This window comes from Paraniabella hibiscisoli, from assembly GCF_022512515.1.
Taxonomy (GTDB): Bacteria; Bacteroidota; Bacteroidia; order Chitinophagales; family Chitinophagaceae; genus Niabella; species Niabella hibiscisoli.
Genome location: NZ_JAKWBK010000001.1, coordinates 745,984 through 772,549, shown reverse-complemented (window position 1 = coordinate 772,549; position 26,566 = coordinate 745,984). Strand labels below are relative to the sequence as shown.

Sequence of the window (26,566 nt, the reverse complement as noted above, 5' to 3'; positions counted from 1 at the left end):
GATCTGGACGCCCACCCGTGCTCGCCGGGACGGGAGCAGGCACCGATAATGCTAAAACGGATGTCAGCCACTTACTACCGTCTCCAAAGGAGTCCTTCGGACATTCCGAGACCTGCGAAGCTGGCGAGGAATCTCTTTCTACGTTGTTTTATGCCGCAATTACACTAATGGATGACGTAGCTGTCAGCCCGGATGAGCAGTCGGAAGGGGATAGTTATGAATGAAAGAAAGGTGCGGGCTACGGGAATACACATTATAAACCTTTATAACGGATATTTGTATCGCATACTTTTGAGCATCCATAATTAAATAATACTTCGATGCAAAAGACCATTTTGTTTCTATTAGTTTCCGGAATTTTAGCTGGTTGCGCCGCAAAATTTACAGCGGACCATCAGGCCTTATTGCAAAAGCAATTGAAAGACATGGTAGATGTTGACCAGATTGCTGCAAATATTCCGCAAGGGAAATACAAAGAACTTCCCAGGGAAGAATGGGAAAAATTTAAAGACAGTGTTTTTACCAGCAACAAAGTGCAGGTGGAGATTATATTTGATCAATATGGGTTTCCTGGTTTTGATAAAGTAGGAAAAGAAGGCTCGCAGCATTTCTGGCTACTGGTTCAGCATTGTGATAAATACCCTGAATTTCAAAAAAGGTATTGAAGTCGATGAACAAGCAAGTAAAAAGCACAATGCCAATCCCAATAACTACGCTTACCTGTACGACCGTGTAAAAGTAAATGCAGGAGAAAAGCAATTATTTGGAACACAAGTAACTTATGAAGTGGAAACCACGGGCAGAGCCATCCCTAAAATCGGACTCGCAGACTCCGCTAATATTGACAAGTTAAGGAAAGCGTATAATCTCGATTCTTTGAAAAACTACTTAAATATGATGACCATGATGCACTATGAAATGAATAAAGAAAACTATCAGAAAAAAGGAATAAAATCCGCGCAACTATCTAAATAAAAGCATCTTTCAGTTTATTAACATAATTAGTGTTTCAACGATCGGTCGATTGACTTCAGGTGAGGCGCTTGCTGGTGATAAACATCAGCAAGGGCGGAAAAGAGCCAGATCTGTGAAACTAAGATTTTGACATTTATCAAAAAAGCCGGCCTTGCAGTTTTGTTTCTTTGTGTCAGATTAAAAGGACTGAATTGTTAATAATATAACTGATGAATAAACTGCCTATCATCTTGATTTATTCGAGGCTTATAATGGGGTTGACAATAGTTTTTCTGAGCATCGTCGAAATCAGGTATTTCCCGGTGATTGCGATTTCGCTGCTGACAATTGGATTGTTGAGCGACATTTTTGATGGCATTATTGCACGCCAACTGAATGTTTCTACTGAGAAACTAAGACGGTTAGACTCAACAGTTGACCAGGTATTTTTTGTGTCGGTTACAATTGCCGCATATATCAGATGCGCCGGTTTTTTTAACGCGCAAGCTTTAAAGCTTACCTTGCTCATCGGGCTGGAGCTATTGGCATATCTTATAAGTTTCATTAAGTTTAAAAAAGAAATTGCAACGCATTCGATCGGGGCTAAAATGTGGACCCTGGTTCTTTTCGCAACATTAATAGAGATTATTATGGAGTGTCATTCTACCGTCTTGTTTAATATGTGCTTTTGGCTTGGCCTGGTAACAAGGCTGGAAATAATAGCCATTATTTTTACATTGAAACGATGGGCTAACGATGTTCCTACCTTGTATCATGCCCTGCAAATAAGGCAGGGTAAGGTAATAAGGAGACATAAAATGTTTAACGGCTGAGGATACGATGATCGGAGAGAACGGCACCCTACTGAACGAAACCTGGCCATGTACTGGCAACTTTATACTGCTTTAGCGAGAAAGTTCGCTAACACAAATGGCTGAAAAAGCTGATTTAAATACCGAAGGGGTTCCCTGCAATTAATAGTAAGATTACTTGCAATAAATACAAACCATACGAGCAAGACTTAAGTATTTAAAGACGTGTGTATCCCATTGATGCCAGATATCCGTTTTGTATTTTGGAGTTTCCTGCAAAACGATCTCTCGGTATGGTCAGAGTTTTTTAAGAAATATATAGACAGACTTGTCTGTTTATATTTATTTTCTTCATACTTTTGCTAGACAATCAGGAATTATGAGTTCACCAAGAGAGAGAATAGTAGACCAAGCCTCCATTTTGTTTCATCAGCAGGGTTATAATAGTACAGGAATTAACCAGATCATACAGGAAGCAAATGTTGCAAAAGCCAGCTTCTATCAACACTTCAAATCAAAGGACGACTTATGTGTTGAATTTCTGAATAGGAGGCATGTATATTGGTTTGATGAGCTTTTAAATTACATATCAAGATCAAAAAAATTAAAACAAAGGTTATTGCAGCGTTCGACTTCATTATCTATATGAATGAAAAAGAAGATTTCAGAGGCTGTAGTTTCCTGAATATCTTATCTGAAATATCAAAGGAACAGGGTAGCATTCTTACTGTTATCCAGGATCACAAAAACGATTTGAGAAATTTTTTTAAACAATTAGTCGGCGATGAGCTATTGGCAACGCATGTATACCTGCTGTTTGAAAGCGCTATAATAGAAAGTCAATTATTTAAATCAAATGAAATCGTCAGTAAGTCAAAGTCTATCATCAACAATTTAATATAAATAGTACAATATGGAACAGAAACATCCGCTTCCACCTTTTACATTGGAAAGCGCAAAACAAAAAATTAAAATGGCTGAAGATGCCTGGAACTCGCAGGATCCGGAAAAGGTTTCGCTGGCATATACCGTAGACAGCGAATGGCGAAACCGGAGTACATTTGTTAATGGCAGAGCGGAAATCGTACAATTCTTATCAGATAAATGGAAAAAGGAATTTAATTATAAGCTCAGGAAGGAATATTGGGCACATTCTCTGAAAAATAGGATTGCAGTAAGGTTTGAGTACGAGTATCATAATAAGGATGGGCAATGGTTTAGAGCCTATGGAAATGAAAATTGGGAATTTGACGAAAATGGACTGATGAAAAAAGATATGCAAGCATTAACGACCTGGAGATAAATGAATCGGAAAGATATTTATAATGCCTCGCAGGCCAACAGGCTTCGCCAAAGCTGTAAAGAAATGTTCGGTTGGCTATTTGTGTCGAGTCAAACATCTTCTTTTCGGTCAGGCTTTTGCCTTCGCCACGATTGATATTTTTCGCCAACCGGTCACAATATGCACTGAGTTGCCTATGAGAAGGCTTGCTGGTGATAAATAATGACCAGGGAGAAAAGACTGATCATATGCGGGCAGGTAAAAAGGTGTTTGAGTTAAGTGGCTGAAGTGCAAGCCTCAGCTTTTTTATTATTTTAGCTCCCATTAGCGATTGAACATTTGTGCTTCAATTTCACCACGACGTCCGCACGAACGTTATCAGATATAGTAATTGTAATGGAAGCCCCCGAACAAATCAACATGTACGAAGTACTATTTAATTTTCTGTCAAAGTATATGTCCCTTTCAGAAGAAGAGAAAAACGAGATCATTTCACTCGACATTTTTCGCTCGGTAAAGAAGGGCACCATCTTACTTAAAGAAGGTCAGCAATCGAAAGACAGCTACTTTGTCCTGCAGGGATGTATCCGCACCTATTATGTGATAGATGGTGAAGAAAAGACAACAGCCTTCTACACCGAAATGGACGTGTTAACACCTCATTGCATCATAACTAAGGCGCCCTCCGAGTATTATATCAGTTGTTTGGAAGACTCGATACTCACCGTTTCCAATTCGGATATGGAAGCAGATGCTAACCGCAGATTTCCCAGGTTTGAAACCTTGTGCAGAATGCTATCGGAAGAGCGTTTAACGCTGCAGCAAATAGACTTTGACCAGTTTAGAACGTCTTCGCCCGAACAGCGCTACCTCAACTTAATACAAAAAAGGCCAGACCTATTGCAACGGGTGCCACAGCACCAGCTAGCCAGCTACCTCGGCATTAAACCGCAATCACTAAGCAGGCTGAGAGCCAGGATCCTGGAAAATAGCAAAGCGTAGCCGATTTCTTCACTTAAGTGAACGATTTTAAGCTGAGGTTCCTCTCTACTTTTGCCGTCATTTAATAATAAAAGACATGCAAAAGAAGATTTTATGGTTGGCTTTAATAGTAACAGTGCTTAACAGTTTAGCCCTGAATGCGCAATATGCCCGTGAAGACAGCACCCACAAAAAGTGGTTTGTGGGCAGCACCCTGTTTTTATTAGGCAATTTCTCTACCGTAAACCCACCCAACCTCGCTCAGCTTAATGTTGGCTATCGCATTACCGGGAGGGATGTGGTTTCACTGGAACTCATCACCTGGAAATATGCCTGGCCTCTTGGTATTAATCCCTTCTTCAATCAATCATACGGGAAGGCGGAAGAGAAGTTCCCGGGTTATATAAGAGATTATGGTATCGCCCTGGTGTATCAAAGATTTTTCTGGAAAGGGTTTTATGCGGCAGCACATGTAATGCCTATGTTCCAAACTTTTGTAAACGAAAAGGGTAAAAAGGTGGACAATGGTTTTCATATTTTCACTACTTACCGGGCTGGCTATCACGTGAAGCTATTTAAAGACCGGTTTTTATACAGCCATCAGTCGGTGTTGCCGGTCGCCTTTATCACACGAAAATGCCTGATGGTTTCAAACAAAAGGATGACAAGTGGGGCAAGTATACACCGGAGCCAGGGCTGCATTTTGGTTACAATTTTTAGTTCGCCGCAGTTGGTAGCTTTCACCACTGATCTATTGCCCTATTCATTTGCCTGAGGAGGCTTGCTAGTGAGAAATACCCGCAAGGGCTGATTCTGATGTTGCCTGCGAAACCAGATATCTTTACAGCTGGTACCAGGGGATGTAATTTTCCCAAAACCACGGTGTATATATGTCGCCAATAGCTTCTTGAAGTAAGTCTTTAAAAATGCTTTCACCGTTTTGAGAATTGGTGAGTATCACAACCGCAATTTTTTTATCGGGATAAGCAATACAATAGTGGCCCCAACCCACATCGTTTCCTTCTTTAAAATATGCAGGCCCGTAAGGTGAATGAAGTACAACATACCCGAGACCATACCCAAGCTGTATATTGTCATTTAAAGTTGAATCCTTCCAGGAAAGAGGGCCAAATTGTTTAACCGATCGGATGCGTATCTGGCTTTGCGTCATTTCATTAAAAGATTGCTTCGACAACCTCCTGCCATTAATCAACATGGTATAGAAGCGGTTAAATTCTTCCATTGTGGTTGTCAGAGAACCTGCTGCATTGGGTAAAGGCCTGCGGGGAAAAAAGGTGCTATCGTTTTTGTCATCATGGCCCACCGCATATGCTTTCTCATATCCCGACTGCCAAACATAGCTGGATGTTGGCATATCACAGGGAGCAAAATATATTCCCTGGCCAGTGATTCAAGGTCTCTTCCTGTTATTTCCTGAATGATCACCTGCAAGAAATATAGCCCTTCACCTGAATAGCTGACCCGAGTACCTGGTTCAAACTTGATACGTAATTTTTTATCCGGTTCAAACCATCTAAAGTTGGGAAATCCCGTAGTATGAGTCAGACACATGCGGGCTGTTATCTTTTTATATCGTTCATCCGTTTCCAGATCTTTGTAAGAACTGAGCTTCCCCGGAAACGTATAGGTCATTAGCGATCGGGGCAGGTAGTTTACTAAGGGTTTATCCAGGTCGATTTTCTTTTCATCAACCAATTGCATTACCAAATGAGCAAAAACAGCCTTGCTAAGTGACAAACCGTATAATGCCGTAGAAGGAGTCATGGGTTGTTGTGTGGCTGCAATGGCATAGCCATAGGTTTTGGCAAATACCGGTTGGTTGTTGTTGAAGACGGTTAAACAAAGTCCTGTTACTCTTGCTTTCTCTATCAGTTGCTTCACCCGCTGATCCAGGCTGTCTGCATTAATCGAAGAGCCGTTGATGCGACGGATTGATTGTGCGATGGTATCGCTCATCGGTACGAGAAATAACAATGGAAACAGGAAGTAATTTGGAAAACGCATATATTTTTAAACTTTGATTATTGTAAAGCACTGCACATTAACAATACCCAAGTCGTCATTTGGCGGGATAAAAAAATTATCACTGTTCAGGATGTCCGCTTTCTCAGGCACATCAGTTCTTCAAAGGTATTGCTTTACCCTGTCGTTTTATATATTTTGCGGCTACCATATTGACAGATACATTTCAATTTTCGCCGCGGGTGGTATTTGTTCACCAACGGAATAGACAGACCTGTTTACCGGGTATTTGTATTAGGTTGCGACATTAAAAAGACTGAATAGTTAAAAGAAAAATATTGGACAGAAAAATAAAAACTGCCACAGGTGCGGATTTTTGTGTCAGGCGGACTGACATGCAGGCTTGACACTTTTTGCCTTGAAATCACTCGAGCGCAAAGTCTGAAACATCCCTAGCCAGCAATGTTTTTCACAGTAGTAAATTACCGGAGCGGCGAATTGTTTTAAAATAATAAGTACATTAGCAAAGCTGCTGTGGGAAGGCCAGCCATACTTAAAAAATGGAGCAAAAGATATTTTCAAAATATGTTTTTGATTTTTTAGCGAAAAACTTTCCTGAATTTTTACCTTCAGTAAAATATAATGACGATGATTCTTTTGAGTGTGATTTGAAAAGCGACTCAGGTAAATTTTTAATGTGGATAGCTACCTATAACAGCGAAATAACATTTGGTCTGGAAACCCCAGATGGCAAGACGGATGTACATACACATATAAGCAGCTATGAAATTGCCGACCTTGATGATTGTTTTGTTACACTCACGCGATTAATTGATGAAGTACTACAACATAAGGTAGTCGTTTATCATACCGAGCATGGTACTTACGACTGGATAAAATACGAGAACCTAAAGGAAGAAGAGGTCAAGAAGAAAAGAACATTTGAAAAGCTTTTTTGGTCTCAATAATTTGCAGCCAATAAGGCTAGTTGATAGTAGTGAAATTATGGAACTCTGTACGTTGTTTTACAAAAAATAAGTACATTAGCAACACTGCTTTGGGAAGCCAATGGAGACACCAGGGATTGACAAAATCATCAAATAATTACATTGATTTTTTACACAATGCTTAATGACTTAAATATAGACCAAAGAAATCTTGCTGATTTTATGAGCGAATTGAGTGAAAAATGTTACTCGGCCCGATGGATGGAAAATTTAGAGTATGTATTATTGAATAGTTTTATGAGCGGTCCAAAAAGTATGGGCAAGGCATCATCTCAAAACCTGACATAGACCAACTCATTGAACTTTCGAAAACCTGCGGTTGTTGGATTTCCTTTGATGATGTTGAAGAAGAAATAGCTATCGACCTGGATAAATGGGTAAAGATCTACAACCGGGCAGTTGCTTTGAATCCAAACATCATCCATTCTTAAGCATCTCTACAAAATGCGGAAAACCACATCTCATTTTACAAAAAATAAGTACATTAGCAACACTGCTTTGGGAGCCAATGGAAACACAGTAGACTACCTGATAGCTATTAATATATTATTGACAACTAAGAAAAACAGGGATCAGCGTCCTAAGTATTCATAAGTTTTAAAATGAATATTTCGCGTCCCCAGGAGTTGCAATACATTTTTTAAAGAGGACTTCAGAATGATAAAAAATGAACTTTGGTATTTACTAATTGACGGACAAAAAGACACGGAAACAGGAATTGTCGGAAACTTTTATGCTTATGGCGATCATTTGGGAGACGCATTAGACAAGACAATAAAAGCATCTGTTGAATATAAATTTGCAAATCATAACCTGGCAGAAGCTTCATTGCTTGAAAACTTTGATGTAATTGATAACAGCAATGAATTGGTTAAAATCTCAGACAATGTTTACATGCGACCAACAACTTACACCTATCCGTTCGATGACCCAGACAAAGAATTCATTCCACCAATTGGGGTAGTTAAAAGTGTTGATGAAGGAGAATACGAATATGATTTAATTATGGAAAACTTTGTTGCTTACGGGGCAAACGACAATGGAGTTTTTGAACTGGAACTGGTTCTTACTAAACAAAATCTAATAGATACATTTTTCAAAACAATTGAATTCATACCGACGATTGATGGATTTTGGGTGTATGTCAGAAATTACTGGGAAAGTGATTTGACAGAACTTTGGGTTGCAAAACATTTCACTGACAAGCATAGCGTAATCGACTTTCTTAAAACTCAAAAGATAAATACTCTTGAAAATGGCTACTTAGATATCGTAGTCCACTCTCTGCTACGGGAGACTAACTTAACACTTGACGCCCACAAAAAATACAACTACATACTAAAGACGAGGGTGTATTCCGTGATTTTATCGGAAATATAATTGAGCTAGGTTATGAGCAAACAAGAGATTTTTACAATTTGGAGTTGGGTTATCACCATTTTCATTATAGACTTGGAAACAGCTTGACAAGAACACAATTTAAACAAATGTTAATTGACAATAAATTTGAACTGATTGATAAATGGGAAGAATAAAAACGGATGTCAGCCTGAGCCTGACGAAGGCAATTAAATACCGAAAACCGTATCCTGTTTTACAAAAAATAAGTACATTAGCAACACTGCTTTGGGAGCCAATGGAAACACCAAAGATTGCGCGATAGCTACTAACAATATTATTGACAATTAAAGCAGACTTGGAAAGCATTGTAAGTATTTATAAATGTTTATAAACGACTAATCATGATCTTTGTTTTGCATATTTCTGAGTTATAGCCAATTTTAGGACGACCCGTAAACAGACAGAAAATACGAAAAAATGCCATTTACATTCTCACATCCAGCAATAGTTTTACCTCTAACATACTTGCCGAAAAAATGGTTTTCGCTGACGGCACTTGTAATTGGTAGTTTGACACCGGACTTTGAATATTTTTTACGAATGAGAATTAAAAGCAATTACAGCCATACACTTGACGGACTTTTTTGGTTTGACTTGCCGTTAGGACTTTTGTTTGCTTTCATTTTTCACGACATCGTTCGCAATAGTTTGTTTGACAACTTGCCGACATTTTTAAATCAAGATTTTCAGCATTTAGACAATTTGACTGGAACGGACATTTTAAAAGAAACTGGTTTGTAATTGCAATTTCAATTCTCATCGGTGCAGCTTCACATATACTTTGGGACAGTTTTACACACGAACACGGTTACTTCGTGCAGACAATTCCAACGCTGACAAACACAGTTGAATTGTTTGGCAGACAAATTCCAATTTTAAAAATCTTGCAACATTCAAGCACAATAGTTGGAGGACTTGTAATTGCTTTTGCAGTTTACAAACTGCCGACAGACAAGACAGAAAGCGAAAACGTAAATTTGAAATACTGGACAATTTTCGCAGGTTTGGCTTTGACAATTATTGCGACACGAATTTTATGCGGACTTGACATCAGACAATACGGAAATGTAATTGTAACAAGCATTTCAGCGACACTAATTTCATTAATTTTGACATCATTAATAACGAAAAGAAATAAAAACTGGCTATAACATCAGGTTGGCAATAGGCGGGCTGACTTGCTTCGATTGGACATTTGTGCAGGTTCAAACATTCGTTCTTCGATTGAACTTTAGTGCTAAAAATCCCCGCCTTCGGCAATACTCGAAACGTTGGTGGTAAGTTTAGCAGAAACCCTATAAACACTTTGTAAAAGATGAAAAAGCTTATACTATTGGCGCTTGCGATTGGGCCTACAAATATTTTTGGCCAAACACCAACAAACAAGACAAATGACGTTTCAAAATTGCATGAGCGGATACCAAATGATACCTCTGTTTATACACTTATAACGATTGGCCCGGGAAAGCAAGCCCGGAAAACTGCCTATTTTTTGAATGACCGATTTATAAAACATTCCTTATTGGTGTCTACAAATCCAGAACTTATGGAGAGTCTAAAAGTTATTTACAAGCCCGTTGAGATTGACAGCGTCAAATATGATAGACAAATTCATTTAGTAGCAAAGAATAACTATTTCCCTAAGGCTATTTCCCTGCCGAACTTAATAGCCAAGTACTATCCACTCAACTATAAAACCGACTCTTTAATATTTATGATTGATGGTAATATTATACATGGCGACTACAACACATACGAAATCGACGAAAATAATTTGTTGTCAGTAACCTGGGACGGCCAAAATGAAGGGGATAAAATCAAGTTACACTTCGTTAAGTTGACAACAAGATCTGAAGAGAATATTAAGAATTTTAAAAAAGGTAACATTTGGATGCGAGGAGATGGAGTGACGCTGACGAAGTAACCAGACACCAACATGGGATTTGTTGATTGCAGTTACATATATCAGGGTTACAAAGCCTGCCCGACTGAAAACTGTTTTCGCCGTGCACAGAAAACCATATCTCGTTTTATAAAAAGTATTACATTAGCAAAACTGCTAATCAGGCAATTGAACAGCTGTAATCATCCATCTTACTTGTATGAATACCGAACTTTACGACCTAAAGACTAACATCAAAATCGGACAAGAAATTTTTCAAAGGTTACCGAACGACATAAGGCCAGGTTGGGCAGGGCTTGTTTTATCCCGTTTTAACGATTTTGTAGAAAATAATCCATCTTCGGTTACCAACCTGTTTTCAATAATTGATAATAAAGATCGGTGGAAAGAAGCGCATCAACAATTTACCCAAATCAGAACGTTTGCCCTCAGCAATAAAGATTATAAGCCGGACAATTATTTAAGACTTGCAGAACTTGTTGCCAAAGTAACTTACAATGCATCGGGGCTCCCTGCACCATTCGATAGTGACAGTGGGCATCATATTGCAAGTCTGGCACTACATACAGCAGCATATTTTGATGATACAGGGCTTGAAGAAGAGGTTCGCTCCACTATTCTGGTGTTTAACGGCAATAAGAAATTCAGGAACAATTTAACAACCAACTCGGATTTTTTACTTTATAAAAAAATTGATGACATCCTTTGGTCTGACTGGGATCCTCTGGGTATTAACGATATTGCTCCCAGGGATGAATACAAAAGTTATGTTCCTGAAGTATTTGATTTATTGAAGACAAACCCTGATAAACATAATATTGCAAACAGGCTTTACAAACTTCAAACTGACAATATGGGAACAATCGGGACTCTGGAAAACTGCTTAGCCATTGCGGAAAAAATATTGCGAGCATAACGAAGCTGTAGCCACATATTGTTTTAGAAAATAAGTACATTAGCGAAACTGCTTTGGGAGGCCAGTGGAAACACCAAACATTGCCCGGTAGCTATTAACAATATTGATAACAATTAAAGAGAAAGATCGGTAGGTGTTGTAAGCGTTTATAAACAATTAATGAGCGATACTTTTCGGATATTTTCGAGTTACCAGTAATTGTATGAAGACGCTGCTCATATTGATAATTTTGACTTTGACGACTTTTGGTTGTGTTAACAAACAGACACCGAAAGACGAAAAATTACCTGTGACAGAAACTCAAGAAAAAGCAGATACAGTATTTAGACAAGTTGCCGACTTTCCGACAATAAAAGATACTACCAAATTCATTGCTGACCTGCGACAAGTTTTTGGACTTGAAGTTGACGAAAGCCCTTCTCAAAAGGCAAACGAAAAAATCATGAATTATAAAAAAGTAAAAATTTACGGCTCGGACAACGACTACATTTTTATTGAGTATGACTACGGAGATGGTTGTATGGCTACTTATCCTTGGAAATATCGACTACTCTTGACAACAGAAGGCGGGTTGGTAAAATCGTTATCGAGACAACGGTTTGACTTCGTTACAATTTTTCCAAATCAAAACCCATTTCTATTGACAGTTACTGCAACAGCAAAAGGAAATGGCGGACACGAAATTTATAGAATATCTTCAGACACTTTACAGAATGTTTATGAGGGCTATTTCGACTATGACGTTCAGACTTATGATGCTCACGAAGACCTTTCTGTGTTTGAACCCAACGAACTTAAAATTGGGTTTAAAGACGAAAACAAAGATGGCTTCAACGATATCGTATTTACTGGACAAAAGTTGATGTTAGGAAAATATACAAAAGACAGTTTGTGGTATGACGTTGAGAATGGGAAACCATTTACAATTGAAAATCCGGCGGACAGAATTTCAATAAAATATATTTTCCTTTACGACAAACAAACGGGACATTTTAAAGCAAAACAGAAATATGGACTGGACAACTGACGAGAGGGGAACAACAGACCAGGACGGCGACCATAGGAGTTCACAGGAAATATTAATTATTATCGGACGGACAAATAAAAGTGAGAAAGCAACCGGCCATTAACAATTTTGGGTTCCTAGCCTGCCGGAACGCAAAACCAAAAAGCATCGGCAATCATACGAAACCCATACTAAACACAAAATGAAACATTGTACACTAACAATAATAGCACTGGCAGTTTTGCTGTTGAGCTGTAATCAAAACAGCAGTAAAAACACCGTAACAACCCACAAACAACCGGTTGACACGGCGGGCAAACAAGTAAGACAGGTAGATCTTACCGAAGAGCAAACTGAGCGTGTTAAAACTATTATCGCTTTATTTAAAGAGAACAACATTGACAAAATTGCCAACAGAATAAATTATCCTTTACACAGGGAATATCCAATACCGCCCATTAGAGACAAAGAAACCTTTAAACAGCGGTTCAACGAGGTGTTTGACACCACTCTTATTGATAAAATTGCCAATTCCAAATTGGAGCAATGGTCGGCTGTGGGTTGGCAAGGAGTTATGCTAGACAATGGCCTTGTGTGGCTGGGCTATAGTGACGCCGTCATAACTGCGGTAAACTATCAGAGTGAGATTGAAAAAAATTAAGGGAAACGCTAATTATTAAAGACAAGGAAAACCTGCACACTTCATTAAAAACATTGGTAAGTCCTACCTACAAAATACAAACAAAGAAATACCATATCCGGATTGACGAGTTAGCGAATTATAAATACCGCTATGCTTCCTGGAAGGTGGGCGAAAAAGAATCTTCAAAGCCAGATATCATTTTAACCGATGGCGAGAAAGTATTTGAAGGAAGCGGAGGAAACCACGTTTTTACTTTTGTAAACGAACATTATACTTACAAAGTTTACCGAACTATGGTTGAAAACCCAAGTATGTCCGAAATCAGACTTTATATAATGAAAGACGGAAAGGAAATTTTGAAAGAAGACGGCAAACTGATTTTGGAATGAAACAACGCGCTGCCTGAAATGGTAAGGGCAAAGCGGGGCGGAGAGGAGTTGTTAATGCCACCGATGCCCGGATGGAAGAACGCCTGCTACCGTCATTCCGAGCGCAACGGAGTGGAGCCGAGGAATCTCCTCAAGAATGTACACCTTCTTAAGTACGGAAAACGGTATCTCGTTTTACAAAAAATAAGTACATTAGCAAAACTGCTTGGGAGCCAATTGAAACACCGGAGATTGCCTATGAGCTAATAAAAATATTATTGACAATTAAAGCGGTATCAGGGTAGGCGTTGTAAATATTTGTAAACTCATTTCGTACTTTCCAGGTTACCACAACTCTATTATGGAAGAAGATTTTAAATATCATAAGTGGGCAACTTTTACAAAGGAGGCTGGTCGTTTTTCCAATTCCTTTCGGGAAGTAATGGCGTCACAATTACAAGAGAAATTTTATTTAATGTTAGATGTCACGCACGAGATCAAACGTCCTAAATTTCTATTAACGGCAGGCTTGCTTCCCATGAAAACCATTTATAAAGATGGTTATGCATTTGCTCTTGTTTATATAACCGATCCTGTTGCATTTGCCACTCCTGCGACAGCTTATTGGAAGCCTTTGGAAAATGTGAACTTAGAAAGTGCTCCGAACTTGATATTTGGAATAATGAAAATATTGAGTTTGGATGGTGTACAGACTTTAATGCAGAAAACTATACACCGTATTTAAAGCCCAGAAATATTTATTCAAAAGAGCAGGTCGGCGCTAATTTTTTAATCGAATATGATTATACACTTTATCCTGATTTAACCTTTACTATATGCTGTAGCGAAAAAATACTCGAAGACGAAATTGAAGAAATTGAAAAGATATTATCAGCGTCAATTAAAGACACTTACATTTCTGAATTAACTAATGAAGAAGACAAAAAGGAATCAGATAGTAATAATGAAATAATAGCAATACTGGATTTCCAGGATAACGATTTTGAAACATCAAAGCGGCAAATCCTTGATGCTTTTCAAAAAATTGGGCAAATCCCGGTTGGAAATAAAATCGATAGAATTATTGTAGAATAAACAACTACATTAGCAAAACTGCTGTGAGAGTCAACGGAAACACCAGAGATGGCATTAATGCACGCACCTTAACAGATGACCGACAACTTTGAGTATATAAAAAGAATATTTGATAAGCCTTCTGAAAGGCCTTTTTATTCAGCGAAGGGAAAAGATAACTCAGGTAACAGCTAATAATTAATAAGATTCTTATCCGACGATTTTCGTTTCAGATATAAAACCCCGAACAACACTAAAATCATGAGCACTCCTTTTTCGGACATAACTCTATACGCAGAAACTCAATATCTACCCGGCTCGCCAGAGTATTGGCAGGAAAGGGCTCTTCAGAATTACATCAGTGACTTGTATATAAGTAAAATGTATGGTTACAAGCCGCCTAACACAACCCGTGTAAGTATTGATCCATCATATTACAAAATTTGGGATAGAACCTGGACTGACGGTTCGTTGAAATTGATAGCAACTGAATTTATTTATCAAAAATACTTAAGCCTCAATCAACAGGAAAAGTATCAATATTTTCTTGATACTATTCATAATTGTATGCTTCAATTAAGTAATGAATACAGCTGGGACAACTCTGTGTTCGAAAGAGCGTATACGGAAGTTATAGAAAGCAAATTTAAATTCAGAATAGATTATCCATTCAAAACGTCAAGAGATAAAAAGAAATCCGCGAAACTATATATTGAAAAGACTGATCTGGTCACCAGTTTGTATGTTACGTTTTTAATAGAGGACAAATCTCAAACTATTAAGCTTTTTGATAAACGTAACTGGTGGTGGTATGATTCTATTTATAAACTTGTAAGGACCAACAAATGGTTCGATAATGACAGGTTTGGAATTTACCATAAGCCTTTGGATTGGAAAGTCTGGTATTCATTGAAAGATCGAAAAATTGTATTTGAGAAGGATAATGGCTTGCACGATAATATGAATATTGATGAGCTATTTAAGTTCTAATGATTTTTTCGCCATGGTTGGGACTACCAACCGATCAAGGCTTGCTGGTGACAAACACCTGCAACTGCAAAAAAGCAAAATATGTTTTAATGTCTAAAAGTATATTCCGGCAACACAGCACGGATATTCCTGTTGTTTAGGTCCCGTCAGGGACAACCATTGGTAGAAAGCCAAAATAGCCAGGTTACGCGTGCCATAGGTACGCAACCAACCAGGCTAACCGTCCTCGCCTAACCTCCAGGTAATTTTATACAAATTTTAAATTTTACTTATTCATATTTTGTTCTATATTAGAGTTGCTAACAGTAGCAATGCTAACATTGCACCCTGTTAACCGAAAAACAAATTTTTAACCCGGCTCACACCTAAATGGGCCAAAAATGAAAAATTATGCCAATCAGCAACCTTAACAATGTGCACCTGAGCGCAGATCAGGTAGCACAGGCGCAGAGCGCGCTCAACCAGCTAGAACAAGTATTAACGGCCGTAAACATTAACCTCACGCCCGATGAGCGGCGTAAGTATGGCAGTGTAAACGAGCAAAACAAGCTGTTTATTAACAAGGTTAGAGATTATAACCTTAGCCAGACGAGCTTATCGGCCACCGAAGTAGACTGGAGCGAGTTTAATGCTGACTACCAGAGTCGCACCAATTACGAAGGCATTATTTCGAGGTTGAACAACCTGGTAGACCGGTTGAACAATGCCAAAACCCTGCACGATTACGACAATTATCAATCTGCCCTTACCGATTATGCTTTTACCGCTTATAAGGCAGGCAGCAATGAGCCGGGCTACGAAGAAAAGTGGGCCGGACTGAAACAGTTTTTGTGAAAGCAGGTAAGCCTGCCACAGAAAATCCGGCTGGTTAACCGGAGTGTTGGAAAACTGGGAATACCCCGTCAGCGAAGTATCATCCACTTCCGGCGGGGCTTTTTATTGCTTCTTTCCGGTTGTTTACCCCGAGAAATAGGTTGTATAACCCCAACCGCAGGGTATTGAACCGCACCGGCGCGGTTCGCTATATGTCCGGATATATGTTTTATAGGTCTGGATGGATAAGGAACCTGTCCTGCCCGGTGTTACACCCCGCTACCCCGGTTGTTTGCCCCGAAGGATAGGTTGTATAACCCCAACCGCAGGGTATTGAACCGCATCGGCGGGGTTCGCTATATGTACAGATATATGTTGTATAGGTGTGGATGAGTATTGAACCTATCCGGATAAGTGCAGCGCCCGGCCAGTGCGGTGCATTACGCCAACCAACGCGTTGCATAACCCCGGCGTTGGGGTTCGGAACCGCAAAAATGGGGTTGTACAACCCCGGCAAACCAGTAAAAGACCGCTCCGGACCTGTATTTTACAGGCTGAGAGGAGTAATAGACCTGGCAAAATGTATATAAAACTACATTGGATGATTAAAACGGATTGACCCTCCTAAAAAAGCTGACCAATTTGGTGGTTAAAACTGATTGGTTGATCAGGTTTTTGACTAATTCCTGGTGCAATTGTACAGGTATAGTTCTTACCCATAAAAATGTATACGGAAGTTTTTCTTATTACTGCTTTATCCTACAGCGGGATGCTTATTCCTGTTCATCTTTTTTGATTTTTTGTTATTAGGGATGGGTACTTGCATGGATCCTTTATTACTGTGATTTTATTTGGCTCCAATGTCGATACGATGTTGTCGTTTTCAAAGGTTCGAAAAACGTTGTTGGAGACTCCCCGGAGATCATGACAAAGCCTGCCCGGCCGAACCTGGTTTGGGCACGAATGTCAGTCTGTCGAACGGATTCCTTTGGAGAGCTTGACGAAGCCTGCCCGACCGAACTAAAATCGGGCACGAATGTCAGTCTGAGCTTGACGAAGACACGAAAAATAAGTACATTAGCAAAACTGCTGTGGGAAGCCAATGGAAACACCAAAGATTGCCCGATAGCTATTAACAACACTAAATAATTAGAGCAAACTATGAGTAGGCGGTGCAAGTATTTATAAAAGGTTAATTATGGTACTTGTTTCGCGCACTTATGAGCTATATGCCATTTTAATATAACAATGCCAACTAAACTAATTTCATTTGATGAGGCTTTGAGAATTTCTGGCGACAAAAAACATTTGTTACTTGGAAATGGTTTCAGTATTTCTTGGAAGCCGGATACATTCAGATACGACTCGCTCTACGATAGGGCAAACTTCAAGAATTTAAATCCTGATATTAAGAAAGTATTTGAAAAACTTAAAACTAAAGATTTTGAGTTAGTAATGAAATCCTTGGTTAATGCAGCAGGAGTTTTAAAGGTTTATTTGCCTGCCAGGAAAAGGTTAATTGCCGAGCTTGAACAGGATGCAGTTGAATTGAAAAATTTATTGGTTACTACAATTGCATCAAATCATCCCGAAAATCCAAGTGAAATTTCTGAAAACGAATATTTTTTAGCCAATTCATTCCTGAATCATTTTCAAAACATTTATACGTTGAATTATGATTTACTACTTTATTGGGTAATCATGCATTACAACCAAGAGAATGATAAAATAAAATATGATGATGGATTTAGAACACCCGACAATGGCAAATCACAATATGTCACTTGGGATATTGAAAAGACGAACACACAAAATATTTTTATTTACATGGAGCTCTTCACATATTTGACGAGGGTGCTGAGCTTCAAAAATACACTTGGGTAAATACTGGCATCAAACTTATTGAACAAATAAGGAATGCTCTTGACAAAAGCTTTTTTCCCGTTTTTGTTTCAGAGGGAACAAGCAAAGAGAAAAAAGAGAAAATTGTACATAGTAACTATCTTTCTAGAGGATATAGAAGTTTTTCAGCAATAGGAAATACACTTTTTATATATGGCCACTCCTTGGCAGACAACGACGACCACATATTAAACCTAATTCCAAAAGGTAAGGTGTCAAAACTATTTATTAGTATTTATGGAGATCCTGACAGTAATGATAATAAGAAAATAATAAAGAAAGCAAACTCATTTAAGGAGAACAGGAAGAATAAAAAGAATCCACTCGAATTATTTTTCTATGACGCCTCAAAAGTGAAAATTTGGAAATAAAGAACAGCATATGACAAGGCATTATTCAAAGCTTATTAAATTATGGCTTAAATAATTGTTCAACGCTTTGAGCAAATATGATAATATACACTGACATGAAGCTTTCATCTAGAAATATTTTAATTTATTTGGCCGCCTTTTTATTGATTACCAGTGCTCTTCTATTTTTCCTTGGTCCAGATTTTATTCAAGCAAAATATTATTATCTATGTAGCCAAGAAAAAAAAGGCCAGATGGGAGACGCATTTGGAGGAACCATGGGACCAGTTATTGCATGGATTGCTGCAATATTGACGTTTGCTGCATTCTATATCCAATATGAAGCTAATAAAGAACAAAGAAATCAGTTCGCTAAGCAAGCTAATGATACAGTAATAGAAAGATTTGAAAATCGATTTTTTGAGCTAATTAAACTGCACAGGAGAATGTCGAAGAACAAAATATACAAGATATTATAACTGGAAGAAAGGTTTTTACAACTTATTATTTTGAGTTGAGATATATCTATTTTGTTCTTGAGAGAATGCACGATACAAATAAACCGGCCCGGCCACTAACCAAAGAAGAGCTGACAAATCTTGGATATTTAATATTTTTTTTGGAATAGGTCATACTACCCAGAGTGTTTTCTCTCATATTGCACCGAAATATGTAACCGAAATCTTTTTATAAAGACAGTAGAAAGACTGGAGAGTGAGAAGAGTAGCTATAGCAAGATAGCATCCAAAATTGAAGTTGCTAAACTTCGACTTGGGTTACTTATGCCTTCACATAAAAACCTTGTAGTTGAGCATAATGGTAAGAAAGCAGTCTTCATCCAAGTCTATCAGCCTTTTACCGGTCATGGAACTAAAATCGGACATTATTTTAGGCATTTGTTTCAAACTGTTGAATATGTAGATCGTCAAGATAATCCATTGTTTACCGAAACAATAAAATATTCGTATTTAAAAACTTTGAGGGCTCAATTGTCAAACTTTGAACAAATAATTCTATATTATAACTCAATGTCCTTATTAGGAAACGATTGGATAAAAAAGGAGTACATCAAGAAGTATAAGTTACTCATTAATCTCCCTTTGTCATTCGCGGATTTTGGGATTGAACCTGAAGAAAAATTCAAAGATGAAATTAAAGCAGATAGAGATTTCTTTGACTGGAATAAACTAAAGCATGCTCTCTCATAAAGTAACTATCAGTAAGTTTGAATATGGTCTTCCATCACATTACTTATGTATGCCATTAATCATATTGATGTTTTTACATAACCCATCAATATCTGGAAATAATGACTCGTAATTTACCCCAAGACAATCAAGTTGCTCCATTATTATATTTTTTTCCGTGGCTGGAATTTCAAAATGGTAAATACTTAAAAATGCATTGGATCTTCATCTAATCCTATAAATTTCCCTTCAAATTTTCCATCTTTGAAAGATTGATTAACGCCGTGCAAAGAAAACCATCCATTTTGTGCTAATATTCTCGCGTTATTATATTTGGGTCGCAATATTTTGGTATACGGTAGATTGAATATGTCCACGTCTTTTGATGGATCAAAAAAATTATTGCTGTAGGCCCTATAGAAGTAAAAATGACCGCTACATTCATCTCGATCTTTACATGCGAACCATAATGCAGCTAAAGGGTTAGTAGACCAATCCAATAAACGAGTGGCCATCCCATGATGTTGCGCTATAGTTAATAAGTCAAGATCATTAATACTTTCCTTCGGCAAAAAACGAGAGCCCCTAAGCCTAAGTTCATTAAGCATCTTTTTCTCAATAGCTTCTGTGTTTTGATTGGAAAAGGATCTGGCAATTTTTGGTATTAGCGGCTTGGCACAAGGTTGGCCTCTAAATAGGTTTACTGTTCCGTCATTGGGTTTGCCCAATTTGATAAACGTTAGGATGAAGCTTTCCCATCCATTCCATGTTTTTTCTTTCATTCTTGTCTAGTGGCTGCAATTATTTTTAATCTACATTAAAGTTGGCTTCTCGCTAGTCGCCTCTGATACTTTTATTCAGCTTGTATTATTTAGATAACTTGATCAAATCCTCACTCCCCCTCCTCAAAATCAAAATCCAACAATTTTTTAGGGTGTATTTTCAGGCCCTTTGCCAACTCTAACAATGTTAGCTTTTCGTTTTTCGATCTTGCCGATGTAGCTATAATTTATAAGCCTTCCATTTCGCCAAAGAAATCTACTAACTCTACATCCAACGCTAAAGCAAGCTTTACCAATGTTATAAACTCAACATTTTTTTGGCCGGTTTCTATTCGGCTTATTTCGGTGCGATTAATGCCAGAAGATACTTCAAGGTCCAGTTGCGTTAACTTCTTTTGAATGCGTATAGCCTTGATCCTTTCGCCCAACGCTTTAATTTCTGAATTATATCTTTTTTCAAATTTGGTCACACCAGCAAGGTCAAAGAAAATAGAAAAAATAAAGTGAGTTATAGCACACATTTAAAAAATAGTTGTACTTTAGTTGTAGAATTTATATTTGCGATCACTTCATAAAAATATTTGAAGCATTCGCTTTGAGTCTTGTAGCTGAAACCTCGGAAATTTCAAATGGAACAAGATGATAAGTAGAATAGCTCACGGCCTAGGCGTGAGCTCTCTTATCTGTTCCAGGGCCTTCCGAGGGCCTCAGTTACGGTAAGTTGAGCGCCACGCCTTTTTTGTGCGGGTGCTTTTAAAACCACCTGTTATGAACGCCGTTACTACACCTACGCCACACCACCCGTTTAACGAGGCCCAATGGCTGCGTATTTTATTTCTCATTGCCGATACCGAGCAATGGCTACAGCAATTGCATAAAGATATTTTTTACCAGCTGCCACTCAAACAGCATAAAAAGCTATTGCGTAATAACTGGTACTTAAGCGCCTCCACTCTGGCGCATATACTGGAGCGGCATTATGCGCCCATGGCCCGCCACCCCGGCGCGGGTAAGTTTACCATTGGCGTGGAGCGCATTGTTGCCATCATCAAAGAGGCTTTTGCCGCCACCGCACAGCCGGTGCCGCAAAGCTGCAATTACCAAAGGGTTTGGGAGGCGGGTAGTATTGTGGGTTATGATGTTTGTGGGAGTGCTACGCAGGTTGTTACCATAATCGCTGACGCCGCTGGGCGGATTGTTACAGCGTTTCCGGGGATTATTGGGAATACTATGCATGACAGTTCAGGCTCGCCTTGATGCTGCTGCTTGCAAGCAGTATGTTTAGGATCGCAGATGCTTGTAGGAATGCGCATCCCGTTGCGGTATCCGAAGGTTCGAAGAAGGCCTTCAGTACTTTGGATGGAATGAAGGTTTTAAGTGAAGCTGACAGCTACTATTATTTGCTTTTTCAACCTTTTTCTTCCTGCCCGACTACAAAATAAAATATCATTGGAGGTCAGGCGGGGATAAAAAGGTTGAGCCATCCCGAATGCTTTCGGGACAAGGCTGTGATGCCTTCGCTAAAAATGACCTTCGTTTCGCTAAAATGCCTGTCCCGAACGTTCGGGACGCTTACTTAGTGTAAAGCAGTTAAAAAGTCCCCACGGGCTCGGACAGTGGCGGCTTTTTAACGGCTTACGCAATTGTTTTCTTAACGCCATTTTTTCAAGACCGGTCCTGCATCTGTTATGTAAAGGGCATTGGTAGTTGATGGAGATAGATACCGGCCTATGCGCTATTCATCCTTTCCACCAACAATGCCAAGACGTGCGTAAGTAACTATTCATAAGATCAGCGTCCGCCCATAGCACGGTAGGTACAACGGGGCGGACACACCACTATGTTCACTGTTGATAGTAGCACCCATCCCGGCGGCAGGCCCGTAAGTGCCGCCGGGGTCTTTTTTCGTTCTTTTTGGACAAGCAAAAAAGGACAAAGAAAATTTGATCATGAAAGGCTGATGGGGTATTGCAATGCTACAACCTATTAATATGGAAAAGTCGGTCTGGATGAATTCCATTCGGATAGGGCAACATTGACGCTAATTATAGAGACACTTTCATCGTAGTGATTATTTACTAGGAAAAGGTGGAGATCCCTCGACTACACTACGCTGCGCTCGGGATGACGATACTAATGAAGCATCAAACAATAAAATCAACCACCATGAAAAAACACTTTATTAACCTAAACCGCATTGCCGCAACCTGCAAAGGCAATCCACTAAAAGCATCGCCAATAGGAATATTACAAGAATTCTTCAACTACGCCACACCTGCAGAACATACCAAAGCCTTTGACGCATTCTGCAGGGCAGCACTCAAACAAAAGTATGGCTGGCACAGGGGCAGCCCCGGCAATGCCCTGCATTATGCCGGGCAATTAGAACTGTTAATAGAAGCCGCTTGCCTGCTTCATAAAAACCGGCAACTATACCGCAGCCTATTGACGCAACAACAGGCAGCAACAGAGTCAGTGGAGTATGCGGATGCCTTACAATATTTAAAAACATTCTTCAGTAAGGCCTCACTTAGGAAATGGAAAAAGTGGCTGCATGTATTTACGATGGCTGCAATATCTCAACAATCAGCAGCGGATGAAATAAGCCCTGTAGCGATCTATACATTTACGACCTACATAACGCAGCTACTACAGATGGTAACAATGATTGTAAAGAATAATGGATAGTAGTACAGTGATGACTGCCTAATACTGATGCAAAGAGTAAAGTAACCGGGCTTATGCCGAAATCAGGTTACATATATCTAAAATCTGAGCGTACCGCATTTTTCAGTTGCGATTTCGTAGTAATAATACTGTCAAAAAGCCCTAAGAATTTTTGAATCTTTCTTGCTTCGCCTTCATGCTTGCCGGCAGGAAGTTTGCAATTTTCATCAAGCGTGATGGACGTATAATCATTTTTATAAACAAACCTGATCGTTGTGTACATTTTAGGAACGATAACGCATTGATCTTCGAAAAAGATAGAATCTCTCAGGCGATTAAGCTTTAAGTCTTCAAAACTTTGCATTATTATATTCTTTTCAGCAGCATTAAAGTTCAGCTTATAATCAACCTTGCTGCTATCCATAAAATGCACCGTATATAAGTCTTTTTGCAGGTCAACTGAAGTTGTATGATCATAGAATATGACCACATTTTCAAGAGGTCTATTTACAACCTCTGGGCTTTGATCTATTTTCTCTGTCTGTCGATGATTGCTTGTGCAACTCATGAAAATTATCAAAATCGGAAGTATTTGTTTCATTAGCATTAAAATTTGTTTATCATAGATGTTGCCAAACGCTCACGCCGAAGGAGGCTATTTGCCTATGCAAAACTTGCCAAAGATCGTTCCCAGTATATCCCGGTCAACCTCTACCTGCCCGGTAATTTCTCCCAGGTAATGCAGAGCCCTGCGGATATCGATGGTGAGCAGATCGCCACTGAGATTATTTTGCATACCGGCTTCAATCGCATCAATGCTTTCAATAATTTTTTGTAGGGCTTCGTGGTGGCGGGCATTGGTAACAATAGTGCTTTCGGTATTGATTTCTTCGCCAATCGCTTTTTCATATACCAACTTTTTTAAAGCATCAATACCAAAACCATCCTTGGCATCTATCGTTGGAAATACAGGGTCCACTAATAGACCCTGCGCTTCCATCGCAGCATACCAGGGCCTGAACTTGTTATAAACCTTAATCGTTTTCGATTCAAATGCCTGCAGCCAATCAAAAGAATGTTCTTCGGCCGGGTCCGTCAAATCCAGCAGATGCAAAATGATATCCGCCTTTTGCGCATTTTGTTTGCTACGCTCAATACCCAGATTTTCTATATGATCCGTGCTATGCTCGCGAATACCGGCGGTATCTATCAAACGAAACAATACACCCTGTATGTTCAATGTTTCCTCGATGGTATCCCGGGTAGTGCCTGCAATATCACTTACAATGGCCCGCTCTTCATTCAGCAGGGCATTTAATAAAGTTGACTTTCCAGCATTGGGCTTACCTATAATAGCTACGCTGATACCGTTTTTAATGGCATTGCCCAATTTAAAGGAATCGAGCAGGTGAGTAACCCTCGATTTCAGGTTATGGATCAGGGTCCTGAATTTTTCCCTGTCTGCAAACTCTACATCCTCATCACTAAAGTCCAGCTCCAATTCTATCAACGCCGCAAAATTGATCAGCTCATCGCGCAGTATTTTCAAGTCGCTCGAAAAGCCGCCCCTTAACTGGTTGAGGGCCGTTTGCTGGGCTGCCTTACTGTTAGCTGCAATCAGGTCAGCCACCGCTTCGGCCTGTGCCAGGTCTAGCTTGCCATTTAAAAAGCACGTTGGGTATACTCACCCGGTCTGGCCAGCCGCGCGCCGGCAGCTACTGCGGCTTCGATGATCCTGCCCAGTATATAAGGCGATCCATGCCCGCTGATCTCTACCGTATTCTCACCCGTATAACTTTTCTTACCCAGGTATAAAGAAGCCACCACTTCATCAATGACTTCATCCCCAGAAACAATATGACCGAAATGAATGGTATGGGAAGCCTGCTTTAACAGGTTTTTACCCCTGAAAATTTTATCAGCAATATGAATGGCGTCTGCACCACTCAGCCTGATAACGCCTATTGCACTTACACCGGGAGCCGTTGCCAGCGCCACAATAGTATCACCCAAACCCGAAAGCATATTCATGCGGCAAAATTATGTATTCACCGGCACACCTGTATGCGCGGGTATTTTATACCAGCGATCGATTATATTTACAGCGGCATGCCATTTAACAGCGCCCAACTAAAAATTATTTTTTTGATATGACCCGCTTAAAACATACCCTACTGCTTTGTCTTATTTTTCTGGTTACAAAAGCTGATGCGCAGAAAAATCTGCGTGAGTATTACCAGCTCACTATTTACCAATACCATTCGGCTACACAGGAAGCAGCATTGAACGACTATCTTCAAAATGCACTATTACCCACCCTGCACCGGCTGGGATTTAACCGGGTAGGGGCGTTCAGTAACCTGGCTAACGATACTGCGAAGCAAAAGAAAATGTATGTATTGATACCGTTTCGCGGGGCGGACCAATGGCTCAGCATTAACGACCGGTTGACTAAGGATGCCGCCTACCAGCGTGCTGCTGCGGCATATATGAATGCGCCCAATAAAGCAGGTGTACGACCGCATGGAAACAGTTTTGATGAAGGCTTTTGCTGATGCGCCGGTATTGGTGAAACCGGGCCTTACGAATACAAAAACCGACAGGGTGTACGAGCTGCGGAGCTATGAAAGTGGTACCGAAAAGCTCTTTCATAATAAAGTAGAAATGTTTAATAAAGGTGGGGAAGTAGGTATATTTAAAAGACTGGGATTTAACGCAGTATTTTATGGAGAAGTGATTGCCGGGGCCAGCATGCCGAACCTGATGTATATGACCACGCATGCAGATATGGCTGCGAGAGACCGTAACTGGAAAAGCTTTAGTAATGACCCGGCATGGAACCAGCTTAAAGTAGACCCTGCGTACCAGGATAATGTGTCGCGTATCGAGATCAACTTTTTGAAAGCCCGCCCCTATTCTGATCTGTAAACAAAATGACGATCACGGCTGTTAATAAAAGCACTTAAATGATAATATCTTCCCCTGGTAAAAAATAGTATATATGCAAAGATGGGTAACTATAGTAGCAATGATGTTGTTGGGCGGTTTAGCCGCTTTTGCTCAGGCTGATGCCGACGGCTCGGTAACAAAAACCGGGGATAAAGTACCGGCATTTAATTTTGAAGTAGAAAAGGGGAAAAAAAGCATTGCCGATTATAAAGGCAAGCTGGTGCTGATCAATTTGTTTGCTACCTGGTGCCCACCCTGTCGCAAGGAACTGCCGGAAATGCAAAAGCAGGTATGGGAGAAGCACAGCAAAAACGAAAAATTTGCATTGTTTGTTTTCGGGCGCGAAGAAAACTGGGATGTACTGGTGCCTTTTAAAGAAAAATTTAAATATACTTTCCCTATTCTGCCCGATGTGGACAGGGGCGTTTTCAGCAAATTCGCTACGCAGTCTATTCCGCGTAATATATTGATCGATGAAAAAGGGACCATTATTTACCAATCTATTGGTTATGAACCTGCCGAATTTAAAAAGCTGGTGGAGCTGATTGATGCGAAGCTGACTAAGTAGCCTCCGTTTTACAAATCGATTTATAGAA

The 26,566-nt window shown here is 39.5% G+C and carries 33 protein-coding genes and 2 pseudogenes; 29 read left to right on the top strand and 6 right to left on the bottom strand.

The features are described from left to right. Nucleotides 1–17: 17 nt before the first annotated feature. The 8 genes from MKP07_RS04965 (at nt 18) to MKP07_RS04935 (ending at nt 4,804) form a co-directional block, all read left to right on the top strand. Nucleotides 18–224, top strand: a complete 207-nt coding sequence (locus MKP07_RS04965; protein WP_240845440.1) for a hypothetical protein — start codon at nt 18–20, stop codon at nt 222–224. A gap of 96 nt (nt 225–320) precedes the next feature. Next, nucleotides 321–665, top strand: a complete 345-nt coding sequence (locus MKP07_RS04960; RefSeq protein WP_240845438.1) for a hypothetical protein — start codon at nt 321–323, stop codon at nt 663–665. Next, on the top strand, nt 631–975 hold the full coding sequence (locus tag MKP07_RS04955; protein ID WP_240845436.1) for a hypothetical protein: 345 nt from the start codon (nt 631–633) through the stop codon (nt 973–975). Before MKP07_RS04960 ends, MKP07_RS04955 begins: the two co-directional genes overlap by 35 nt. 209 nt (nt 976–1,184) lie before the next feature. After that, nucleotides 1,185–1,787: a CDP-alcohol phosphatidyltransferase family protein gene (locus MKP07_RS04950; RefSeq protein WP_240845434.1), complete on the top strand. Its 603-nt coding sequence runs from the start codon at nt 1,185–1,187 to the stop codon at nt 1,785–1,787. A gap of 358 nt (nt 1,788–2,145) precedes the next feature. Then, the gene (locus tag MKP07_RS42125) at nt 2,146–2,415 is read left to right on the top strand and encodes a TetR/AcrR family transcriptional regulator (protein ID WP_394803531.1); all 270 of its coding nucleotides are present in this window, start codon (nt 2,146–2,148) and stop codon (nt 2,413–2,415) included. 264 nt (nt 2,416–2,679) lie between these two features. Beyond that, nucleotides 2,680–3,069: a nuclear transport factor 2 family protein gene (locus tag MKP07_RS04945; RefSeq protein WP_240845432.1), complete on the top strand. Its 390-nt coding sequence runs from the start codon at nt 2,680–2,682 to the stop codon at nt 3,067–3,069. A 375-nt stretch (nt 3,070–3,444) separates the two neighbouring features. Next, nucleotides 3,445–4,050 (top strand): Crp/Fnr family transcriptional regulator, encoded by a 606-nt coding sequence (locus MKP07_RS04940; protein ID WP_240845431.1) that lies wholly within the window; start codon nt 3,445–3,447, stop codon nt 4,048–4,050. A 76-nt stretch (nt 4,051–4,126) separates the two neighbouring features. Then, on the top strand, nt 4,127–4,804 hold the full coding sequence (locus tag MKP07_RS04935) for a hypothetical protein (RefSeq protein ID WP_240845430.1): 678 nt from the start codon (nt 4,127–4,129) through the stop codon (nt 4,802–4,804). A gap of 66 nt (nt 4,805–4,870) precedes the next feature. On the opposite strand, the pseudogene MKP07_RS04930 reads toward MKP07_RS04935, so the two are convergent. Next, nucleotides 4,871–6,006: pseudogene (locus MKP07_RS04930) on the bottom strand (serine hydrolase domain-containing protein). Nucleotides 6,007–6,572: 566 nt separating this feature from the next. Between MKP07_RS04930 and MKP07_RS04925 the strand changes: the two are divergent. The 16 genes and pseudogenes from MKP07_RS04925 (at nt 6,573) to MKP07_RS04850 (ending at nt 19,593) form a co-directional block, all read left to right on the top strand. After that, complete coding sequence (locus MKP07_RS04925) at nt 6,573–6,980, top strand: hypothetical protein (protein WP_240845429.1); 408 nt, start codon at nt 6,573–6,575, stop codon at nt 6,978–6,980. A 483-nt stretch (nt 6,981–7,463) separates the two neighbouring features. Continuing rightward, nucleotides 7,464–7,613: a hypothetical protein gene (locus tag MKP07_RS04920; RefSeq protein ID WP_240845428.1), complete on the top strand. Its 150-nt coding sequence runs from the start codon at nt 7,464–7,466 to the stop codon at nt 7,611–7,613. Nucleotides 7,614–7,676: 63 nt separating this feature from the next. Beyond that, nucleotides 7,677–8,399 (top strand): hypothetical protein, encoded by a 723-nt coding sequence (locus MKP07_RS04915; RefSeq protein ID WP_240845426.1) that lies wholly within the window; start codon nt 7,677–7,679, stop codon nt 8,397–8,399. Nucleotides 8,400–8,837: 438 nt separating this feature from the next. Then, the gene (locus tag MKP07_RS37690) at nt 8,838–9,161 is read left to right on the top strand and encodes a DUF4184 family protein (RefSeq protein WP_262919149.1); all 324 of its coding nucleotides are present in this window, start codon (nt 8,838–8,840) and stop codon (nt 9,159–9,161) included. After that, nucleotides 9,089–9,571 (top strand): DUF4184 family protein, encoded by a 483-nt coding sequence (locus tag MKP07_RS37685; protein ID WP_317235948.1) that lies wholly within the window; start codon nt 9,089–9,091, stop codon nt 9,569–9,571. Before MKP07_RS37690 ends, MKP07_RS37685 begins: the two co-directional genes overlap by 73 nt. Before the next feature lie 164 nt (nt 9,572–9,735). Further along, nucleotides 9,736–10,344, top strand: coding sequence for a hypothetical protein (locus tag MKP07_RS04905; protein ID WP_240845424.1), 609 nt, complete (start codon nt 9,736–9,738; stop codon nt 10,342–10,344). Nucleotides 10,345–10,522: 178 nt separating this feature from the next. Further along, nucleotides 10,523–11,239, top strand: coding sequence for a hypothetical protein (locus MKP07_RS04900; protein WP_240845422.1), 717 nt, complete (start codon nt 10,523–10,525; stop codon nt 11,237–11,239). Nucleotides 11,240–11,441: 202 nt separating this feature from the next. Continuing rightward, nucleotides 11,442–12,266, top strand: coding sequence for a hypothetical protein (locus tag MKP07_RS04895; RefSeq protein ID WP_240845420.1), 825 nt, complete (start codon nt 11,442–11,444; stop codon nt 12,264–12,266). Nucleotides 12,267–12,447: 181 nt separating this feature from the next. Continuing rightward, a complete protein-coding gene (locus tag MKP07_RS04890; RefSeq protein WP_240845418.1) occupies nt 12,448–12,906 on the top strand; it encodes a hypothetical protein in 459 nt (152 codons plus the stop codon). Between the two features lie 53 nt (nt 12,907–12,959). Beyond that, complete coding sequence (locus tag MKP07_RS04885) at nt 12,960–13,277, top strand: hypothetical protein (protein ID WP_240845416.1); 318 nt, start codon at nt 12,960–12,962, stop codon at nt 13,275–13,277. A 603-nt stretch (nt 13,278–13,880) separates the two neighbouring features. Beyond that, complete coding sequence (locus MKP07_RS04880; protein ID WP_240845414.1) at nt 13,881–14,351, top strand: hypothetical protein; 471 nt, start codon at nt 13,881–13,883, stop codon at nt 14,349–14,351. Between the two features lie 240 nt (nt 14,352–14,591). After that, entirely contained in the window at nt 14,592–15,320 is a 729-nt protein-coding gene (locus MKP07_RS04875) for a hypothetical protein (RefSeq protein ID WP_240845412.1), read from the top strand. A 390-nt stretch (nt 15,321–15,710) separates the two neighbouring features. Further along, nucleotides 15,711–16,154: a hypothetical protein gene (locus tag MKP07_RS04870; RefSeq protein WP_240845410.1), complete on the top strand. Its 444-nt coding sequence runs from the start codon at nt 15,711–15,713 to the stop codon at nt 16,152–16,154. A 1,227-nt stretch (nt 16,155–17,381) separates the two neighbouring features. Further along, nucleotides 17,382–18,406: pseudogene (locus MKP07_RS42120) on the top strand (DUF4917 family protein). Between the two features lie 95 nt (nt 18,407–18,501). Continuing rightward, the gene (locus MKP07_RS04855; protein ID WP_240845406.1) at nt 18,502–18,864 is read left to right on the top strand and encodes a hypothetical protein; all 363 of its coding nucleotides are present in this window, start codon (nt 18,502–18,504) and stop codon (nt 18,862–18,864) included. Nucleotides 18,865–19,167: 303 nt separating this feature from the next. After that, complete coding sequence (locus tag MKP07_RS04850) at nt 19,168–19,593, top strand: putative phage abortive infection protein (RefSeq protein ID WP_240845404.1); 426 nt, start codon at nt 19,168–19,170, stop codon at nt 19,591–19,593. A 185-nt stretch (nt 19,594–19,778) separates the two neighbouring features. On the opposite strand, the gene MKP07_RS04845 is transcribed toward MKP07_RS04850, so the two are convergent. Both MKP07_RS04845 and MKP07_RS04840 read right to left on the bottom strand, forming a co-directional pair. Further along, on the bottom strand, nt 19,779–20,354 hold the full coding sequence (locus MKP07_RS04845) for an FRG domain-containing protein (protein ID WP_240845402.1): 576 nt from the start codon (nt 20,352–20,354) through the stop codon (nt 19,779–19,781). Between the two features lie 227 nt (nt 20,355–20,581). Then, nucleotides 20,582–20,875 carry a helix-turn-helix domain-containing protein gene (locus MKP07_RS04840; protein ID WP_240845400.1) on the bottom strand — a complete coding sequence of 98 codons (294 nt, stop codon included), beginning with the start codon at nt 20,873–20,875 and terminating at the stop codon, nt 20,582–20,584. A 247-nt stretch (nt 20,876–21,122) separates the two neighbouring features. On the opposite strand from MKP07_RS04840, the gene MKP07_RS04835 reads away from it, so the two are divergent. Together MKP07_RS04835 and MKP07_RS04830 are read left to right on the top strand one after the other, a co-directional pair. Continuing rightward, nucleotides 21,123–21,611, top strand: a complete 489-nt coding sequence (locus MKP07_RS04835) for a hypothetical protein (RefSeq protein ID WP_240845397.1) — start codon at nt 21,123–21,125, stop codon at nt 21,609–21,611. A 909-nt stretch (nt 21,612–22,520) separates the two neighbouring features. Continuing rightward, nucleotides 22,521–23,042: a hypothetical protein gene (locus MKP07_RS04830; protein WP_240845395.1), complete on the top strand. Its 522-nt coding sequence runs from the start codon at nt 22,521–22,523 to the stop codon at nt 23,040–23,042. Between the two features lie 67 nt (nt 23,043–23,109). Here the strand turns inward: MKP07_RS04830 and MKP07_RS04825 are convergent, their stop codons facing one another. The 3 genes from MKP07_RS04825 to MKP07_RS04815 are packed head-to-tail and all read right to left on the bottom strand — an operon-like array spanning nt 23,110 to nt 25,052. Further along, on the bottom strand, nt 23,110–23,622 hold the full coding sequence (locus MKP07_RS04825) for a hypothetical protein (protein WP_240845393.1): 513 nt from the start codon (nt 23,620–23,622) through the stop codon (nt 23,110–23,112). Nucleotides 23,623–23,676: 54 nt separating this feature from the next. Beyond that, nucleotides 23,677–24,651, bottom strand: a complete 975-nt coding sequence (locus MKP07_RS04820; protein ID WP_240845391.1) for a tRNA modification GTPase — start codon at nt 24,649–24,651, stop codon at nt 23,677–23,679. Between the two features lie 32 nt (nt 24,652–24,683). Further along, the gene (locus MKP07_RS04815; RefSeq protein ID WP_240845389.1) at nt 24,684–25,052 is read right to left on the bottom strand and encodes a hypothetical protein; all 369 of its coding nucleotides are present in this window, start codon (nt 25,050–25,052) and stop codon (nt 24,684–24,686) included. A 119-nt stretch (nt 25,053–25,171) separates the two neighbouring features. On the opposite strand from MKP07_RS04815, the gene MKP07_RS04810 reads away from it, so the two are divergent. The 3 genes from MKP07_RS04810 to MKP07_RS04800 all read left to right on the top strand — a co-directional run bounded on the left by MKP07_RS04810 (nt 25,172) and on the right by MKP07_RS04800 (nt 26,538). Next, nucleotides 25,172–25,576, top strand: coding sequence for a hypothetical protein (locus MKP07_RS04810; RefSeq protein ID WP_240845387.1), 405 nt, complete (start codon nt 25,172–25,174; stop codon nt 25,574–25,576). Then, a complete protein-coding gene (locus MKP07_RS04805) occupies nt 25,560–25,949 on the top strand; it encodes an NIPSNAP family protein (RefSeq protein WP_240845385.1) in 390 nt (129 codons plus the stop codon). Before MKP07_RS04810 ends, MKP07_RS04805 begins: the two co-directional genes overlap by 17 nt. Before the next feature lie 73 nt (nt 25,950–26,022). Then, on the top strand, nt 26,023–26,538 hold the full coding sequence (locus tag MKP07_RS04800; protein ID WP_240845383.1) for a TlpA family protein disulfide reductase: 516 nt from the start codon (nt 26,023–26,025) through the stop codon (nt 26,536–26,538). The last annotated feature ends 28 nt before the right edge of the window (nt 26,539–26,566 follow it).